This is a genomic window from Fibrella musci, from assembly GCF_041321105.1.
In the GTDB taxonomy this organism is placed as follows: domain Bacteria; phylum Bacteroidota; class Bacteroidia; order Cytophagales; family Spirosomataceae; genus Fibrella; species Fibrella musci.
This window is the reverse complement of sequence record NZ_JBGGWD010000001.1, coordinates 1136832-1153826: the sequence shown is the minus strand read 5'-3', so window position 1 is coordinate 1153826 and position 16995 is coordinate 1136832. Positions and strand designations below refer to the sequence as shown.

Below are 16995 nucleotides of genomic sequence, written 5' to 3'. Positions count from 1 at the left end.
CTAAACCACAAAACCAATCACTAACATGATGTACTCTGTACGCTTATTCTGTGCCTCGGTGCTCCCGCTTTTGTTGGGGGCTGGCCATACGGGTCAGGCACAATTTGTGGCAACGACAAAAGTGTTTGCCCGAACGACGCATCAGACGGCCCGGCCCCAGATACGTCAACTCCGCGAGGTATTGAACCAGTTCAAGGTACGCTATCAGGTCGATATTCTGTTTGAAGACCGGCTGGTGAGCGACCATCTGGTAAATGTCGGTATGGTTGACCTGTCGGCTTCGCTGGAAAGTAATCTGACCAAGATTCTGGGTGATCAGGGCTTACGGTATAACCGGGTAAAAAAAGGCGTATACATCATCGTGGCCGAAACTCAGCCCAGGAAGCTGGGCAATGCCACCGAACTGCCTTTGTTGCAGCCGGGTATCATCACGGTTACGAACCAACAGGAGGTTGGCCAGCCCGGACAAGGGCAAGGCAAGACGTTGACCCTTGCCGCCGTTGATCAGGTCGTGAGCGGCCGCGTTACCGACGAGGCTACGGGCGGCGGCTTACCCGGTGTGAGTGTGGTGGTAAAAGGCACTAGCCGAGGTACTACCACCGATGGCGACGGGAACTACCGCGTCAACGTACCTGACCAGAATGCAGGTAATAACCTGACGCTCGTGTTCTCCTTCATCGGCTATGCTTCTCAGGAAGTAGTGGTGGGCAACCGAACGTCGGTAAATGTGGCTCTGGCGGGCGATAACAAAACGCTGAACGAAGTGGTCGTGGTGGGGTATGGCACCCAGAACCGCCGCGAGCTGACGGGCTCGGTAGCCTCCATCCAAACGCAAAGCATCAAGGATCAGCCGGTTACAAACGTGGTTGAGGGGCTCACGGGCCGGATGCCGGGGGTATTGATTCAGCAGAACACCGGTGCACCGGGCAACGCGCCATCGATTAAAGTGCGGGGGCTTGGCTCAATCAGTGCGGGGAACGGGCCGCTGGTGGTGATCGATGGTCAACCCATCAACTCGGGGGGACTTACCAACGCTGGGGGGCTGAATCAGTTGAATCCCAATGATATCGACAAGATCGACGTGCTGAAAGATGCGTCGGCGACGGCCATTTACGGTTCGCGGGGCTCTAACGGCGTTATCATGGTCACGACCAAACGGGGCAAATCGGGGCAGAGCCGGATCAACTTCGATTATTACACCGGCATCCAGGAAGTCAGCAAGAAAATGGATTTGCTGAATGCGCAGCAGTTTGCCGAGTTTTCGAAGGAGGCGTTCAACACCGCTTACCTGGAGCGGGTGTCTGGCTCGTCGGCGGCCGACCCAAACAGCGCCCGGCCTGCTGGTCAGCGGTATCGGTATCCGCGGGGGGAGTTTGCGGGTGTAAATTTCGATAACCCGTCCAGTCTGACGACCTATGATTACCAGGACATGATCTTCCGGCGGGCGCCCATCAGCAACTACCAGTTGTCGGCCTCGGGCGGTACTGAAAAGGTGCAGTATTTCGTCTCGGGTAATTACCTGAAGCAGGACGGCGTCATCAAAAAATCGGGCATCGACCGCTATACCGTGCGGTCAAACATCGACGCCCAACTGTCGCCGAAGCTGAAAATAGGCTTGAGCTTTAGCCCGACATTCATGGCTGAAGAGCGCGTCAATTCCGACGGACACTGGGCTGGCAACGGGGTGATCAACGCGGCTTTATCGCTACCACCGTTCATTCCCATCTATCAGGCCAACGGTGTTACTTACAACTCGCAGGCTTTTTACGCAGCCCCCTACGACTGGCCGGGCATCACCAACCCGGTGGCCAACATCACGGAGGTCGACAACCGGGTTACGCAACTCCGTTTGCTGGGTAATGCCTACGCCGAGCTGGCGATCTGGAAATCGTTGCGGTATCGGGGTACGTTGGGTGGCGACCTGAATTACCTGCGCCAGAATCAGTACCAGACGTCGGCCATCGCTTTGAATCAGCTGCTGCCGCCTAACGTCAGCACCGGCTCAGCCTACACGTCGCAGAATATCAACTGGGTGACCAACCACACGCTGAACTATACCCTAGACCTCAACACGACGCATCACCTGGATGCTCTCGTAGGCCTCGAATCGCAGCGGAACGACTTTGAGGAAAATCAGGTACTGGCCAATAATTTCCCCAATGACATTGTCAGAACGGTCAACGCGGGGACCATTACGGGCGGCACCTCAACGCGCAATCAGTGGTCGCTGGCTTCATATTTTGCCCGCGTCACCTACAATTACAAAGACCGGTATCTGTTCAACGCCTCGGTTCGGCGGGATGGCTCGTCGCGGTTTGGGCAAACTAGTCGCTTCGGAACGTTCCCCTCGGCGTCGGTTGGCTGGCGGATTATCGAAGAGCCTTTCATGAAATCGGTGGCCGTGATTTCGGACCTGAAACTCCGGGCTAGTTACGGGTTGTCGGGCAACAACGCCTTTACGTCCAATTATCCGGCCATCGGTGTACTGAGCAAAGACAACTATGCCCTCGGCAACGCGTTGGTCAACGGGCTGGCAACCAGCAGTATTGCCAATCCGCAACTGGGCTGGGAGAAGAGCCGCCAAACCGACATTGGTCTGGATCTGGGGTTGTTTCAGAACCGCATCAGCTTCAGTGCCGACTACTACCAACGCATCACAACGGACCTGTTGCTGTCGGTGCAGGTGCCCACGCTGACGGGTTTCTCGACGGCCGTTCGTAACATCGGTCAGGTCGAAAACAAAGGGATGGAGTTTGCCCTATCGACCCGTAACATCAACGGTACCGGCACCGGATTTAGCTGGACAACAGACCTCAACCTGTCGTTCAACCGCAACAAAGTGCTGGCACTCGGGCCCACGGGCGACGCCATCCGCAGCGGTACGGGCGTGGGCGAGACCAACATCACGGTGATCGGCCAACCGCTGGGTAGTTTTTACGGCTACCAGCAACTGGGTATTTTCCAGACGCAGGCTGAACTGGACGGCTATCCGCACTTTGCCGACAGCCGCCCCGGCGACGTGAAATTTGCGGATGTCAACAACGACGGTAAACTGAACGCCGACGACCGCACGCTGATCGGCAACAACCAGCCTGATTTCATTTACGGCATCACCAACTCGCTCTCCTTCAAAGGGTTCGATCTGAACATTGTGGCGCAGGGTGTACAGGGTGGTCAAATTCTGAATCTGTCGCGTCGGTTCCACGAAAACCTGGAAGGCAACGCCAACTCCTTATCGACGGTGTTGAATCGCTGGCAGTCGGCGCAAGCTCCCGGCGATGGCAAAACCCCACGGGCCAACACCCGGAGTACGGGCAACAACAATCAGGTGTCGAGCCGGTGGGTCGAAAGCGCGTCGTACTTCCGTATTCGGAACATCACGCTGGGCTACAACGTACCTGGCGCGGTGCTCAAGAAGATAAAAGTGCAGTCGGTGCGGGTGTATGCCGGTGTGCAAAACGCTATCACGTTCTCGAAGTATCTGTCGTACAACCCCGAAGTGAGTGGCTACGAAGGGCCGCTGACGGGTGGCGTCGACTATGGTTCGTATCCGCTGGCACGTACCTACACCGTGGGCCTGAACCTGGGTTTTTAACCGTTCTGATCAGGGCAACGAAGCCGACTGGCGGGACTGACCGTCCCCAACTGAATGGCAAGCGGTTGCGCTTTCACTTTTCACTCATATTCTCCGATGAAGACGAAACATATTCTTTTGGGCCTGCTGACACTTAGCCTGACAGCCTGCAAAGACCAATTTCTGGACCTGTCGCCCGTGTCGGCGGTGGGGACCTCTTCTTTCTACAAAACCCAGTCCGACATGCTCACCGCTCTCAACGCGGCGTATGGCGCTTTGCAGGCGAATGGGCAGTACGGGCAGAACTACGTGTTTGCCGAAATCCCCTCCGACGACACCCGCCCTGTACTGTCGGGCTCGGTGACCGATCAGGATGAATTCGATAAATTTTACCTCCGCACCACCAACCCGTTTTTGCTGACCCGCTGGAGCGATGGCTATCGGGGTATTTACCGTACCAATAGTATCCTCGACCGGCTGGCGGGCGTACCTATGGACGAGACCTTAAGAAAACGGATTGCGGGCGAAGCTCAGTTTCTGCGCGCGCTAATGTATTTCAATCTGGTACGGTCGTTTGGCGCGGTGCCACTGGTCGTTACGGAGATCACCGATCCGCTACAGGGGTACACCTACGGCCGGGCACCGGTCGCCGACGTGTATGCGCAGATTACCAAAGACCTGACCGAGGCGGAGGCGGTTTTGCCCGAACGCTATACCGGGGCCGACGTCGGCCGGGCTACGCGTGGTGCGGCCAAGGCCTTGTTGGGCAAAGTGTTGCTAACGCAGCGAAAATTCCCCGAAGCGGCCACCAAGCTAAAAGAAGTGATCGACGCTAACACCTACAGCCTGCTGCCTGTCTATGCGGATCTGTTTAAGCCGGCCAACAAGAACAGCCGTGAGTCTATTTTTGAGGTGCAGTATAAGAAAGGAAATCTCGGTGAAGGCAGTAACTGGGCCAACCAGTATGCGCCCGAAAATTCGGGCAACGCAGTGATTCAGTTTGGCGGCGCGGGTAATAATCAGGTCACTACAGATCTGGAAAGCGCCTTTGAGGCAGGCGATATACGCAAAAGCGTATCGTTTGCCACCAGTTATACCAATGCGCAGGGGGTCAAGGTCGATTATTATTACATCCGCAAATACCTCGACCCGCCCACGGTCAACAACGATTCGGAGGATAACTGGTACGTGCTCCGGTATGCCGATGTGTTGCTGATGTATGCCGAAGCCCTGAACGAAACCAGCCAGTCTGCCAACGCATTGACTTATCTGAATCAGGTTCGGAAACGGGTTGGCCTGCCCGATAAAACCGTGACTGCACAGGCCGATCTGCGGCTGGCCATTGAGCAGGAACGGCGTGTCGAGCTGGCCTTCGAGGGTCACCGCTGGTTCGATCTGGTACGTACCGGGCGTGCCCTGCCGGTGTTGCAGGCCAAAGCCGCCGCGATTGGCATCAAAACGGCCCTGACCGAGAATAACCTGGTCTTCCCGATTCCCCAAAGCCAGATCGATATCAATCCTGACAAGATCAAGCAAAATCCAGGGTATTAACACGGATGCAAAGTAAGGACGTTCCTTTCCTTCGGGGCGGTTAAGAAACTGCCCCGAAGGAAAGGAATCTTAGTGATAGTCGTGATCGACAGTAGTGGCCCAGAAGCCAACGAATAATCCCACTAAACATGAAACGTACCCTTTTCCTTTTGCCCTTGTTGCTGCTGGTACTACTCGCTAATCCCGTTGCTGGTCAATCGTTGCAATCGTGTCGGGCTACCTTGACCAACGATACGCTAGTGCTCGAAAACGAGCGAATTGCCCGGCGATTCCGCTGGAACAATGGGCATCTGATCACGCTTAGCCTGACCGACAAACAACGAAAACAGACCTGGAACTGGATTGGCCAGGAGCCCGACTGCGCCTTTCCGGGCCATACAACGCCCACCGACAAAGGGCAACTGGAAACCAAACAGGTGCTAAATCAGCCTAATCAGTCTGATCACCTGACGGTCAGCGTCACGACCCGGCTGGGTACGTTGGAGGTACGTCGGGAGTTTATGATCTATCCGAATCTGGCCGTGTTGCCGTGTACCTATTACCTGCGCGGCAAGGCGTCGGCTGATTGGCAAAAGGCCGCAGACCTGTCGGCCGCCAGCCTGAATTTCAAGAATATCGAGTCACAGACGGACCTGAATAAAGTGAATGCCTCGCCCCCCACCATGGACAAGCTGGCGCTGGCGGGTAATCACTGGCGGGCGCGGGCGGTTGAGTTTGCCGACATGACTGACCGCAACAACACCCTGGTCACCGAAGTGCCGTACAACCTCTACCGGCAACCGGGCTATTTGCGGGGTAACCTGCTGTGGCTGACCGACGGGCTATCGGGCTCGTCGTTTTTTGTGCTGAAAGAGTCGCCTGTGTCGGCTATTCAACTCGCCAATCCTGGTTTCGATTTTGCGGTCAAGAATGGTAGCGTTCAAACGGTTGGGGTTGGAATTTTACCCACTGACCTGTCTGAAACCAGCTGGGTACGAGGCTATGGCTATGTGCTGGGTCTGGGTGGCGTAACGGAACTGACTGGTTTACAGACGTTGCGCAGGTATCAGGATGCCAGACGACCCCGCCGAAGCGATCGTGACGATATGATTATGATGAATACCTGGGGGGATCGTAACAAAGACACCAAGGTCAGGGAGCAGTTTATCATCGCCGAATTGCAGAAGGCCGCCCAACTGGGCATCACCCGCTTTCAGATCGACGATGGCTGGGAGTTGGGGAAATCAATGAACTCGGCAACGCCGGGTGGGAGTAGTGAAGCCATCTGGAAAAATCCGAACTACTGGAAACCCGACCCTGACCGGTTTCCCAACGGCCTGAAACCGGTTATCGAGGCCGCCCGGAAGTTGAACATCGAGCTGGGCCTGTGGTTCAGTCCTAGTGTCGACAGTAGCTTCCGGCATTGGGATAAAGACGCCGCAACGCTGATTGGCCTGTACCGCGAACACGGGATTCGTACGTTCAAAATCGATCTGGTTCAGATTCCGGACAAAACCGCCGAAACCAACTTCCGGAAGTTTCTGGATACCGTTATGGCCGCCACCAACTACGCGGTGATCTTCAATATGGACGTAACGGCGGGCCGACGCAATGGCTACCACTTTATGAATGAATACGGTAATCTGTTTCTGGAGAACCGTTACACCGACTGGACCAACTATTATCCCTACTGGACGTTGCGCAACCTTTGGAACCTGTCGAAGTACGTACCCGCCCAGAATCTACAGATCGAGTTTCTGAACAAGTGGCGCAACAGGGACAAGTACCCCGCGGGCGATCGATTTGCCCCGGCCAACTATTCGTTCGATTACCTCTTTGCCATTACCATGATGGCTCAGCCGCTGGCGTGGTTTGAGGCGACCGGCCTGCCCACTGAGGCGGTTCAGACCGCCGGGTTGATCAAAACGTACCGAGGCATTCAGCAACAGCTACACAACGGGCAGATTTTGCCCATCGGAGAGGAGCCAACTGGTAAGGGCTGGACTGGATTCCAATCGATTGTCACCGATAAAGAGGGGTTTCTCTTGGTTTTCCGCGAAGACAATGCTGATGCTCGGCAGGCGATACGTACCTGGCTGCCAACGGGTAAGCAGGTACGTTTGGAAGCCGTAGCCGGTGCTGGCAAAACGGTCAGTGCTGTCGTTTCGCCTGACCAACAATTGCCAGTCACACTACCCACCCGAAATAGCTTCGCCCTATACCGGTATAAGGTGCTGAATTAAGACAAAACTCATTTACTGCGCGTCATAGGTGGTCATTTGTAGTCAAAGCAATGAATGACCACCCATGACGCGCAACAAGCGACGCCGCTGGCCAGCTTCAAAACCGCCCCTGCAACAGAAACTGGTCGGTGCGGGCGAAGAGGAGGGAGAAAAAGCTGAAGTCGCTCTTGTTCGTATCGATCCGTTTTTCAAGCCGCAATACCGGTTTGCCGGGGTCAACCTGTAGCTGACTGGCTATCGCCGGCGCGGCGGGTAACGCCTGTATTTTTTGCTCACCGCCCGTAACTACCAGCCCGTATTTTGTCCGCAGCAGGTCGAAAAAGGAGCGGTTCTCCATCCGTTGCCGGGCCAGATTCGGCAGGTACCGATTCGGCAAAATCAGCTTTTCGTAAAAGACCGGTCTGCCATCAACCGACCGTAGCCGTTCCAGGCAGTAATACGTCGTGTCGGGCTGCTCATCGGCGGGGAAAAACAACAGATCGTCGGGAAACGAACATAACGCGGGCTTGGCCAGGATCGTCGTTGTAATTAGCTCCGCCGACAGGTCGTCGGGCGACACGGGTCTGTCGTCGGCCTGCGCGGCATGGGTTTTCAACGACATAACCCCCAACCCAATCGGAATCGACTGCACAATGCTGCCTTTTCCCTGGTGTTTCTTGATGTACCCCTCCTGCACCAGCAGTGACAGCGCCTGCCGAATTGTGGGTTGCGTCAGGCGGTACTGCTGCTGAAGCACGCTTTCGGAAGGCAATAAATCACCCGCCTTGAACACCCCCCGGATAATATCCTGCCGGAGCACTTCATATAGATACTGGTATTGAGGAATGCGATTCAGTTGGTCAGCCATATAGTTTGTAAAGATAAGAGAATGCCTCCATGCTGGTTAATAGCCTCACTAACCTATATTATTAGGTTTAAAAAATTAAACATAAATAATTGATAGTTAATGTATTGTAAAAATTACAAAAAACTTATTATAATAAGTGGATGATATTCTGCTGAATTGCTGGTACATTCGATTTTCGAAAAAGAGTATAGCATACGTCAGCGAAATGAGTCAGTGGTTAACGCATAAACGGATTGTGATCATTGGTGGTACAACCGGCCTGGGGCTATCCGCTGCCAACGCATTTGTACGCGAGGGCGCGCAGGTCGTGGTCGTGGGGCGCGATGCCGAAAACGGGCGACTGGCCGAAGCCCAACTGGCGGGAAACGGCATTGCCCTGCAAGGCGACGCAACCGACCCGGCAACGGCCCGCACTGCCATTGAACGCTGTCAGCAGGCGTTTGGCGGCTTCGACGGGCTTTACCACGTGGCGGGCGGGAGCGGACGGCGCTTCGGCGATGGTCCGTTGCACGAGCTAACACTCGACGGTTGGAACTACACGTTTGAGCTGAACCTGACCTCGCTCATGCTGTCGAATCAGGCAGCTATTCAGGCGTTTCAGGCGCAGGGGACCGGCGGCAGTATTTTGAATATGGGCTCTGTGCTGGGCTACTCGCCATCACCCGCCTATTTCGCTACGCATGCCTATGCCGCCACCAAATCGGCCGTGCTCGGCTTCACCCGTTCGGTGGCAGCCTATTACGCTTCGCAGAACATTCGCGTCAATGTGCTGGCTCCCGCCCTAGTGGAAACACCCATGGCGCAACGGGCTGCTCAGGATGACACCATTCTATCGTTTATCCAGACCAAACAGCCACTGGCAGGCGGGCGCATAGGCCAACCCGCTGACCTCGACGGCGCAGCGGTATATTTTCTCTCCGACGCGTCGCGCTTTACAACGGGTCAGATCCTGTCGGTCGACGGGGGCTGGAGCGTCAGCGAAGGACAGGTGTAGTGCTGGTTGGCTGGCTATCAGTAACCAATCAACCACCTACCAATCAACCAATTAACTACCCACCAATCAACCAACTTGGCACAGGCAATAGGCATCGATTTAGGCGGAACCCGTATCAAAGGCGTTCTGATAAACCCCGATACGGGCGAGGTCGAGCATCGGCTGGTAACCAATACCGGTGATGGATCAACCGGTGCTAACTGGCAGTTGGCCGTCGCCCAGACCGTTCAGACACTGACCCGGCAGGCAACCGAGCCTGTGGCGGGTATTGGCCTGTCGGCACCGGGCCTGCCTACCCCCGACAACCGTACCATCGCCTGCATGCCGGGTCGCCTTCAGGGGCTGGAAGGCTTCGATTGGTCGGCATTTCTGGAAAAGCCGGTCCGGGTACTCAACGATGCCCACGCCGCCCTGATGGCCGAAGCCCGATTTGGTGCGCTGGCAGGCATTCGGCACGGCCTGATGCTGACCCTCGGAACGGGCGTAGGGGGCGGGCTGCTGCTCAACGGACAACTCTACCAGGGTTTTTACCAGATGGCGGGTCACCTCGGCCACATCACGGTCAATGCCGATAGCAGCCAACCCGACATTACCAACGTACCTGGCAGCCTGGAAGACGCCATCGGCAACGTAACCGTGGGGAAGCGTTCGTTTGGCCGCTACACCTCAACCCACGAGCTGGTGGCCGCGTATCAGCAGGGCGAGCCGCTGGCAACCCTGGTCTGGCTGACGTCTGTTCGCCATCTGGCCGTAGCCATTGCGTCGCTGGCCAACGCGTTTTCGCCCGAAGTCGTGGTGCTGGGTGGCGGCATCATGCAGGCTGATAAAGCCCTGCTGACCCCGCTCGAAACCTTTATGGACGTATTCGAATGGCGACCTGCCGGTAAAAAAACGACTCTCCGAAAAGCCCACTTCGACGATTGGTCCGGTGCCATCGGTGCGGCTGCTTTTCTAACACACGAACAAACAGTATGAACCCCACAACCGAGTACATTCAACGCTCCCGCGCCCTGCTGACAACCATTGAACAGCAGGCAGACGCCATTCAGCAGGCCGCTCAGTGGTTCAGCCAGACCATACTGGCCGGGCGCATGGTGCACCTCTTTGGCAGCGGCCACAGCCGGATCATGGTGGAAGAAATGTGGCCGCGCTATGGCTCGTTCCCCGGTTTCAACCCCATTGTCGAACTGTCGCTGTCGTTCCATAACCTGGTGGTGGGGGCCAACGGACAGCGACAGGCCATGTTCCTGGAGAACGTACCTGGCCTGGCCGACCGGATCCTGCGCAACTTCGATCTGTCGGAGCAAGACAGCGCCCTGGTCATCTCGTCGAGTGGCTGCAACGTAGTGCCGATCGAAATGGCCGAACTCTTCCAGCAGCGCGGTATACGGGTGGTGGCGCTGATCACCAAAGAACATGCCGAAGCCAGCACCAGCAAACGGCAGGATGGTAAGAAACTAAGCGACTTTGCCGATCTGATTCTGGACACCGGCGCGCCCGTTGGCGATGCCATGCTGACCATTCCGGGCCTGGATACGCCCGTTGCGCCCGGTTCAACGGTAGGTGGTGCCGTGCTGGTCAACTGCATCAAGGCCGAGGTAGCCCGACTCTTGACGGAAGCCGGACACCCGCCCCGGGTGCTGTCGGCGGGGAATGTCGTTGGCACTGAACGGGCGGTAGCCTTATTCGAGAGCGCCTATGACGAACACGCTCACCGACTGGCCAAACTTTATCAGCGCGTCGGGGTGCCCTCGTATGTAAGTGAACTATCCGAACCCCTGAATCAGCAGCAGCCATGATGGACCGCCGACAATTTTTGGGAGCGGCGGCTGGTTCGCTGGCCCTCGCTCAGGGTGCGTCGTTCGCAGGTGTAGTTGCGCCAGATCGCAAACCGGTTCTGGGCGCGCATGTCTGGGTGTTCTCGTCCGAGCTGCCGAACTACGACTGTTTTCCGGTGATCGATCAGGTGTTTGCCGATGTGAAATACGCTGGTTTTGAAGCTATTGAGCTGATGGATGTAGCCTTGCGCCATACTGATTCAGCAAACGGGGGTGTCGTTAATTGGCGCATCGCATGGGCAGCGCATGTGGGACAAGAGCCAACAGGCCGAAAACGTCGACAATGCGGGCAAGGTCATCGAACGGATTGCTCAGCTCAACGGCCGTGTACTCGGTATATCCGTGGGCGATGCCCGGCGGAAAAAGACACCCGACGAGTTCGACGTGCAGGCCGAAACGCTGCGAAAAATTCAGGCTATTGGCGCACAATACAAGGTGGTCCCTAACCTCCACAACCACACCTACGAGGTAGCCGACGGCCTGTTCGACCTTCAAAATACGCTGCAACGCGTACCCGATAGCAAGCTGGGCCCTGACCTTGACTGGCTCTTTCAGGCAAAAGTCGACGTACCTACTTTCCTGAAAACCTACGCCGATAAACTCGTGTATATGCACCTCCGCGACCATCTCTGGACGGGTATCTGGCCCGAAGCGCTGGGAGAGGGTATCATGGATTTCGGGGCCATTGCCCGGCAGCTGAAACGCATCGGCTACGCGGGTGACCTCACCGTTGAGCTGGCTTTTCCGGCGGGTTATAAACCAACCCGGCCCATTCGCGATAGCCTGAAAATGAGCCGGGCCGTGATAAGAAAGAACTTTGGTCTATAAGTATGAAGACGCTACTCAACCATCAACAGGTGCCGCTGCTGGCCGAGGTCGATATATTGGTTATTGGCGCGGGGTCGGCGGGTTGCGTGGCAGCACTGGCGGCGGCCGGTCAGGGAACGGAAGTATCGGTGATGCTGGTGGAACGCTACGGATTTCCGGGCGGCACCTCTACCCAGATGCTCGATACGTTCTACGGCTTTTTCACCCCCGGCAACGTACCCAGAAAGATTGTAGGCGGCTGGCCCGATCGCATCGTTAATGAACTCGACAGAACCGGCGATATCTTCCTGCGCCCGAACACCTACGGGGCCGGTACCGGTGTGAATTACAACCCCGAACGCCTGAAGCTCGTCTGGGATCAGCTCATTCAGCAACAGGGCATCCGCTACCTGCTGCATACGACGCTCATCGACGTGACGCTTGACGGTGAACGGCATGGCTGTATCTTCTGGAATAAAGGCGGGTTTCATAAAGTGCTGGCCCGTCGGGTGATCGACGCCTCGGGCGATGCCGACTTCTGCCACCTGGCCGGATTTGCCTACGAACTGGCTGGTGAACACGAGCCCGCCCAAAGTATGACCACTACGTTCAGAATGAGCAATGTTGCGCTGGACGAATACGAGCAGGCTGGTGGGAAGAAGATGCTGGCGCGCCAGATGCAGGAGGCCGTGACTACCGGCCGTCACCCGCTCCCGCGCAAAGAAGGTTCGGCCCACGAAATGAACGCCCGTAACTGCATCTCCACGGTGGCCGTGAAAGTGGCGGGTCTGTCGGCCCTGAACGTGGAGGATTTGACCAGGGCCGAAGTCGAAGGACGGCGGCAGGCGTTTATTTACGAAGATTTCTTCAGGAGCGAAGTGCCCGGATTCGCGCAGTCGAACATCATTGGCCTGTCGCACCAGATCGGGGTTCGGGAAACCCGGCGTGTGTATGGCGAACACCGGCTCACTAAAGACGAATGCCTGGCTGGGCTGCTGCCCGACGACCGGATATTCCTGTGCGGTGCTCCCATCGAAGACCATCGGCAGGGGGCCGACGGACAGGATGAAACCTACTGGGAATACATTCCGGGGCCGGGCGTGTATGGCGTTCCGTACGGCAGCATCGTCCCGAAAGGAAGCCAGACGGTATGGGTGGTTGGGCGCTGCTTTTCCGCTACTCATGATGCCCATGCGTCGTGCCGGTCGATGGCCCAAACCATGTCGATGGGGCAGGCTGCCGGGCTGGCGGCGGTGCAATCCATTCAGCAAAACGAAGCGGCTAACACCCTCAACCTAAAGCAGTTGCAGCAAACGCTCCGCCAGCTTGGGGCGATGCTCGACGTACCTGATGCCGTAGCCGATACATCGCGACATGGCTGGAAAAACAACGTACCTGACTTGCTGCCGAAGCCGTCGCAAACTGCCTGACTATGTCGTTTATCCGAACCGTTTTGGGTGATATTCCCCCCGCTCAGGCGGGCCTTACCTACGCGCACGAGCACATCGTCATTGAAGAGAGCTTTCCAACGCAGGCGAATCCGGATTTTCTGCTCAACGACGTCGATAAAATAGCGACGGAACTGACGCAGGTGTACCGGGCGGGTGGTCGAACGATGATCGATACCATGCCTGCCAACTGTGGCCGAAACGTGCTGAAACTGGCCGAGGTATCGCGCCGGTCGGGTATTCAGATCGTGGTGCCCACGGGCATTCACCTGGAGCAGTATTACCCTGCCAGCCACTGGCGCTATCAGTACTCGGAAGATCAACTGACCCGGCTGTTCATCGCCGACGTTGAGGAAGGCGTCGACCGGTACGACTACAACGGCCCGGTGCTGAACCGGACCGATCATAGAGCGGGCATGATCAAACTGGCCACCGGCGATGATCCTATCACGACGCATCAGAAGCTGATTTTTCGGGCCGTTGTGAATACTCACCGGGCCACCGGCGTACCCATTCTGACGCACAGTAACGCCGGACTACACGCCCTGGATCAGGCCGAACGCTTTGCCCGGCTCGGTGCCGACCTCCGGCATGTGGTTATTTCGCACGTAGACCGGCACAAAGACATCGGCTACCATCGGGCGTTGCTGCAAACCGGCGTTCGGGTGGAGTTCGATAGTGCGTTTCGCTGGAAAGCCGCTGAGCTCAACTGGACCTTTAGGCTGCTGGAAGCCCTGCTGCCCGACTTCCCCGATCAGATCACCGCCGGGATGGACGCCGCCCGAAACACGTACTGGCAATCATACGGGGGCGCGCCGGGCCTAACGTACCTGATGACCACGTTTCGCGACGAACTCACTCGCCGTGGGCTAGCCGGCTACTGGAACCGCCTGATGGTCGACAATCCGACTGCGCTGTACACATTCTGCCAACCGCATTGATTTCCAACCTTATCTACTACCTAAACCATGCAATCAAGACGACGATTTCTTGGCCAGCTGGGTGCCACCAGTGCATTGCTGGCAGGCAGCGCAACGCTGGCCAATGCCGCATCGCGGGGGCTATACGCCGGTTCTACTCACTTGCTGACGCCCCTTGCCCCACGGTCGGCCGCCGATACAATCAACATCGGCCTGATCGGCGCCGGTATCATTGGGCACTACGATCTGAACTGCATCCTGAAGGTGCCTGGAACAAAGGTTGTGGCCGTGGCTGACCTCTACCAGCCGCGCCTCGTCCGGGCCAGGGAAGTCTGGGGGAACGACCTGTTTACGACCCGCGATTACCGGGAGGTACTGGCCCGCACCGACGTCGATGCGGTGCTGATCTGCGTACCCGATCATTGGCACGACCGCATCTCGATCGATGCACTCCGGGCGCGTAAGCACGTCTACTGCGAAAAGCCGATGGTTCACCACATCGAGGAAGGCAGGGCTGTGATCGATGCACACAAAAAATCAGGAAAAGTCTTTCAGGTGGGCAGTCAGCGCGCCAGCAGTGCGGCCGTACTGGAAGCCAAAAAGCGCTATGAAGCGGGTGATATCGGCGAATTGACGTCGGTAGAGACCTTCCTCGACCGGACCGATGCGCTGGGGGCCTGGCAGTACACCTTGCCGCCCAATCTCGACCCGAAGGATGTAGACTGGGACCGGTTTCTGGGCGACGCTCCCAGGCGCCCGTTTCAGGCCGAACGGTTCTTCCGCTGGCGGAACTACACCGACTACGGAACCGGCGTGGCGGGCGATCTCTTCGTGCACCTGATCACCGGCCTGCACACCATCACCGGCTCGCAGGGGCCGACCCGCATTTTCGCGCTGGGCGATCTGAACTTCTGGAAAGACGGCCGCGATGCCTATGATCTGGTTACGGCCATTATGGATTACCCCAAAACCGACAAAAATCCGTCGTTCCAGTTCACCACGCGGGTCAACCTGGCCACCGGGGCCGGGGGCGACATTCATACGCGGCTGGTGGGAACGGAAGGCGTGATCGACATTGGCTGGAACTCGTTCGTGATGAACCGGCTCAAACGGCCCAACGCCCCCATGTACAGCACGGGCTACGATGCCCTGTTCACCTACCCGAAGGCCATGCAGGACGAGTTTATCCGGCAGTATGAGCAAAAATATCCGGCCGATCAGTTTTCCCGCACCGTAAAAAACGAACCGGCCGTTGCTTTCAACACACCTGCCGGGTACGATGATCGGCTCGATCACATGATTGTCTTTGTCAACGCCGTCCGGGCAAACAACCCGTCGATGGTAATCGAAGATGCCGAATTCGGCCTACGGGCGGCCGCCCCTTCGCTGGCGGCCAATATGAGTGCCAGCCAGCGGAAAGTAATTAACTGGGACCCTGTCGCCATGAAACTGATCAAAACCACTTGATATGCAACAAATAGCTATGCTTGGCGGCGGCTTCATCGGCCGCTTCTACGCCGACTCCCTCCACGGGCAGCGCAGCCGCGACCGCGTCGTAGCCATCTACGCCCGCCGCGAAGAAACCGCCCGGAAATTTGCCACCGACTACGGCTGTACCATCTGGTCGACCGATATGGAAACCGTTATCGCCCACCCCGACGTGACCATGGTCTGCATTGCCCTGCCCAACAACCTCCACGCCCCGGCCGTGGCACTCTGCGCCAAACACAAAAAGAACGTCGTCTGCACCAAACCCCTGGGCCGCACCGCCGACGAAGCTCGCCACATGATGCAACTGGTGGAAGATGCGGGCATTTTCGGCGGCTATCTCGAAGACCTCTGCTATTCGCCCAAGTTCCTCAAAGCCCTCGACACGGTGAAAAGCGGCTCGCTGGGGCGCATTCTGTGGGCCAAATCCCGCGAGACTCACCCCGGCCCCCACTCCAACTGGTTCTGGGACAAAGAGCAGGCCGGCGGCGGCTGCATGCTCGATCTGGGCTGCCACTGCGTCGAAATCGCCCGCAATTTCATCGGCAAAGACATCCGGCCCGTGGAGGTGATGTGCTGGGCGGCCACGCAGGTGAAGCCCATCGACGCTGAAGACCACGCCATTGCGCTGGTGAAGTACGAAAACGGGGCCATCGGTCAGTTTGAAGTGAGCTGGACCTTCCGGGGCGGCATGGACCTGCGCGACGAGGTGATGGGCACCGAAGGCACCATCTGGATCAACAACTTCCTGCGCACGGGCTTCGAGATGTTCACCACCGGCAAAGCGGGCGATTATGTGGCCGAAAAGGCCGAAAGCAACGCGGGTTGGCTCTTCCCGGTTGGCGATGAGGTGAATGACCTGGGCTACAACCACATGTTTACCGACATGTTCAGTGCCTGCGAGGCCGGTCGCGCCCCGGCCGAAACGTTCTATGATGGGTACGTGGTGAACGCCATTCTGGACGCGGCTTACAAATCGGCGGAGACCAAGCAGTGGGAGCCGGTGCAGCTACCCGTCTGGCGCGGACAGGAAGGACTTACCCAGGAGAAAACCCTGACCGACTACGACGCCGACCACTACCTGATCAAGGAAGAAATCACCCACGACGGCCGTCACAAGCTGATTTTGAAAGAAAAAGCAGGCGGTAAGATCGTGGAGAGAGACCTGCCGGTCAGTTGAGACCCCACCACAAATCGACGCCACAAAGACGGGAAAAAAGCGGGCTGCGTCCGTTTGTCAGCGTAGAACCCTCTTCGAACGTACCTGATGCTCTCCATAGCGCTACATAACCCATCACCTGGCCTT

At 57.3% G+C, this 16995-nt stretch carries 13 protein-coding genes; 11 read left to right on the top strand and 2 right to left on the bottom strand.

The window, feature by feature from the left end:
• Nucleotides 1–25: 25 nt before the first annotated feature.
• The 3 genes from ACAW74_RS04670 to ACAW74_RS04660 all read left to right on the top strand — a co-directional run bounded on the left by ACAW74_RS04670 (nucleotide 26) and on the right by ACAW74_RS04660 (nucleotide 7347).
• The gene (locus ACAW74_RS04670; RefSeq protein ID WP_370697029.1) at nucleotides 26–3595 is read left to right on the top strand and encodes a SusC/RagA family TonB-linked outer membrane protein; all 3570 of its coding nucleotides are present in this window, start codon (nucleotides 26–28) and stop codon (nucleotides 3593–3595) included.
• Nucleotides 3596–3691: 96 nt separating this feature from the next.
• On the top strand, nucleotides 3692–5125 hold the full coding sequence (locus tag ACAW74_RS04665) for a RagB/SusD family nutrient uptake outer membrane protein (RefSeq protein WP_370697028.1): 1434 nt from the start codon (nucleotides 3692–3694) through the stop codon (nucleotides 5123–5125).
• Nucleotides 5126–5253: 128 nt separating this feature from the next.
• Complete coding sequence (locus ACAW74_RS04660) at nucleotides 5254–7347, top strand: alpha-galactosidase (RefSeq protein ID WP_370697027.1); 2094 nt, start codon at nucleotides 5254–5256, stop codon at nucleotides 7345–7347.
• 97 nt (nucleotides 7348–7444) lie between these two features.
• Here the strand turns inward: ACAW74_RS04660 and ACAW74_RS04655 are convergent, their stop codons facing one another.
• Nucleotides 7445–8194 carry a GntR family transcriptional regulator gene (locus ACAW74_RS04655; protein ID WP_370697026.1) on the bottom strand — a complete coding sequence of 250 codons (750 nt, stop codon included), beginning with the start codon at nucleotides 8192–8194 and terminating at the stop codon, nucleotides 7445–7447.
• A 205-nt stretch (nucleotides 8195–8399) separates the two neighbouring features.
• On the opposite strand from ACAW74_RS04655, the gene ACAW74_RS04650 reads away from it, so the two are divergent.
• The 3 genes from ACAW74_RS04650 (at nucleotide 8400) to ACAW74_RS04640 (ending at nucleotide 10987) form a co-directional block, all read left to right on the top strand.
• The gene (locus tag ACAW74_RS04650) at nucleotides 8400–9188 is read left to right on the top strand and encodes an SDR family NAD(P)-dependent oxidoreductase (protein WP_370697025.1); all 789 of its coding nucleotides are present in this window, start codon (nucleotides 8400–8402) and stop codon (nucleotides 9186–9188) included.
• A gap of 75 nt (nucleotides 9189–9263) precedes the next feature.
• Nucleotides 9264–10163 (top strand): ROK family protein, encoded by a 900-nt coding sequence (locus ACAW74_RS04645; protein ID WP_370697024.1) that lies wholly within the window; start codon nucleotides 9264–9266, stop codon nucleotides 10161–10163.
• Nucleotides 10160–10987: a sugar isomerase domain-containing protein gene (locus ACAW74_RS04640; RefSeq protein ID WP_370697023.1), complete on the top strand. Its 828-nt coding sequence runs from the start codon at nucleotides 10160–10162 to the stop codon at nucleotides 10985–10987. The genes ACAW74_RS04645 and ACAW74_RS04640 overlap by 4 nt, the downstream gene beginning before the upstream one ends.
• Here the strand turns inward: ACAW74_RS04640 and ACAW74_RS04635 are convergent.
• Nucleotides 10972–11220, bottom strand: coding sequence for a hypothetical protein (locus ACAW74_RS04635; RefSeq protein ID WP_370697022.1), 249 nt, complete (start codon nucleotides 11218–11220; stop codon nucleotides 10972–10974). The two genes, ACAW74_RS04640 and ACAW74_RS04635, sit on opposite strands and share 16 nt — an antisense overlap.
• 52 nt (nucleotides 11221–11272) lie before the next feature.
• Here ACAW74_RS04635 and ACAW74_RS04630 point away from each other — a divergent pair, with 52 nt between their 5' ends.
• From ACAW74_RS04630 to ACAW74_RS04610, 5 genes are read left to right on the top strand one after another with little or no spacing between them, the layout of a single operon-like run.
• On the top strand, nucleotides 11273–11854 hold the full coding sequence (locus tag ACAW74_RS04630) for a sugar phosphate isomerase/epimerase family protein (protein WP_370697021.1): 582 nt from the start codon (nucleotides 11273–11275) through the stop codon (nucleotides 11852–11854).
• Between the two features lie 2 nt (nucleotides 11855–11856).
• A complete protein-coding gene (locus ACAW74_RS04625; RefSeq protein WP_370697020.1) occupies nucleotides 11857–13263 on the top strand; it encodes an FAD-dependent oxidoreductase in 1407 nt (468 codons plus the stop codon).
• 2 nt (nucleotides 13264–13265) lie between these two features.
• Nucleotides 13266–14222, top strand: a complete 957-nt coding sequence (locus ACAW74_RS04620) for a phosphotriesterase family protein (protein WP_370697019.1) — start codon at nucleotides 13266–13268, stop codon at nucleotides 14220–14222.
• A 27-nt stretch (nucleotides 14223–14249) separates the two neighbouring features.
• On the top strand, nucleotides 14250–15668 hold the full coding sequence (locus ACAW74_RS04615; protein ID WP_370697018.1) for a Gfo/Idh/MocA family protein: 1419 nt from the start codon (nucleotides 14250–14252) through the stop codon (nucleotides 15666–15668).
• A 1-nt stretch (nucleotide 15669) separates the two neighbouring features.
• On the top strand, nucleotides 15670–16869 hold the full coding sequence (locus ACAW74_RS04610; protein ID WP_370697017.1) for a Gfo/Idh/MocA family protein: 1200 nt from the start codon (nucleotides 15670–15672) through the stop codon (nucleotides 16867–16869).
• Nucleotides 16870–16995: the final 126 nt, after the last annotated feature.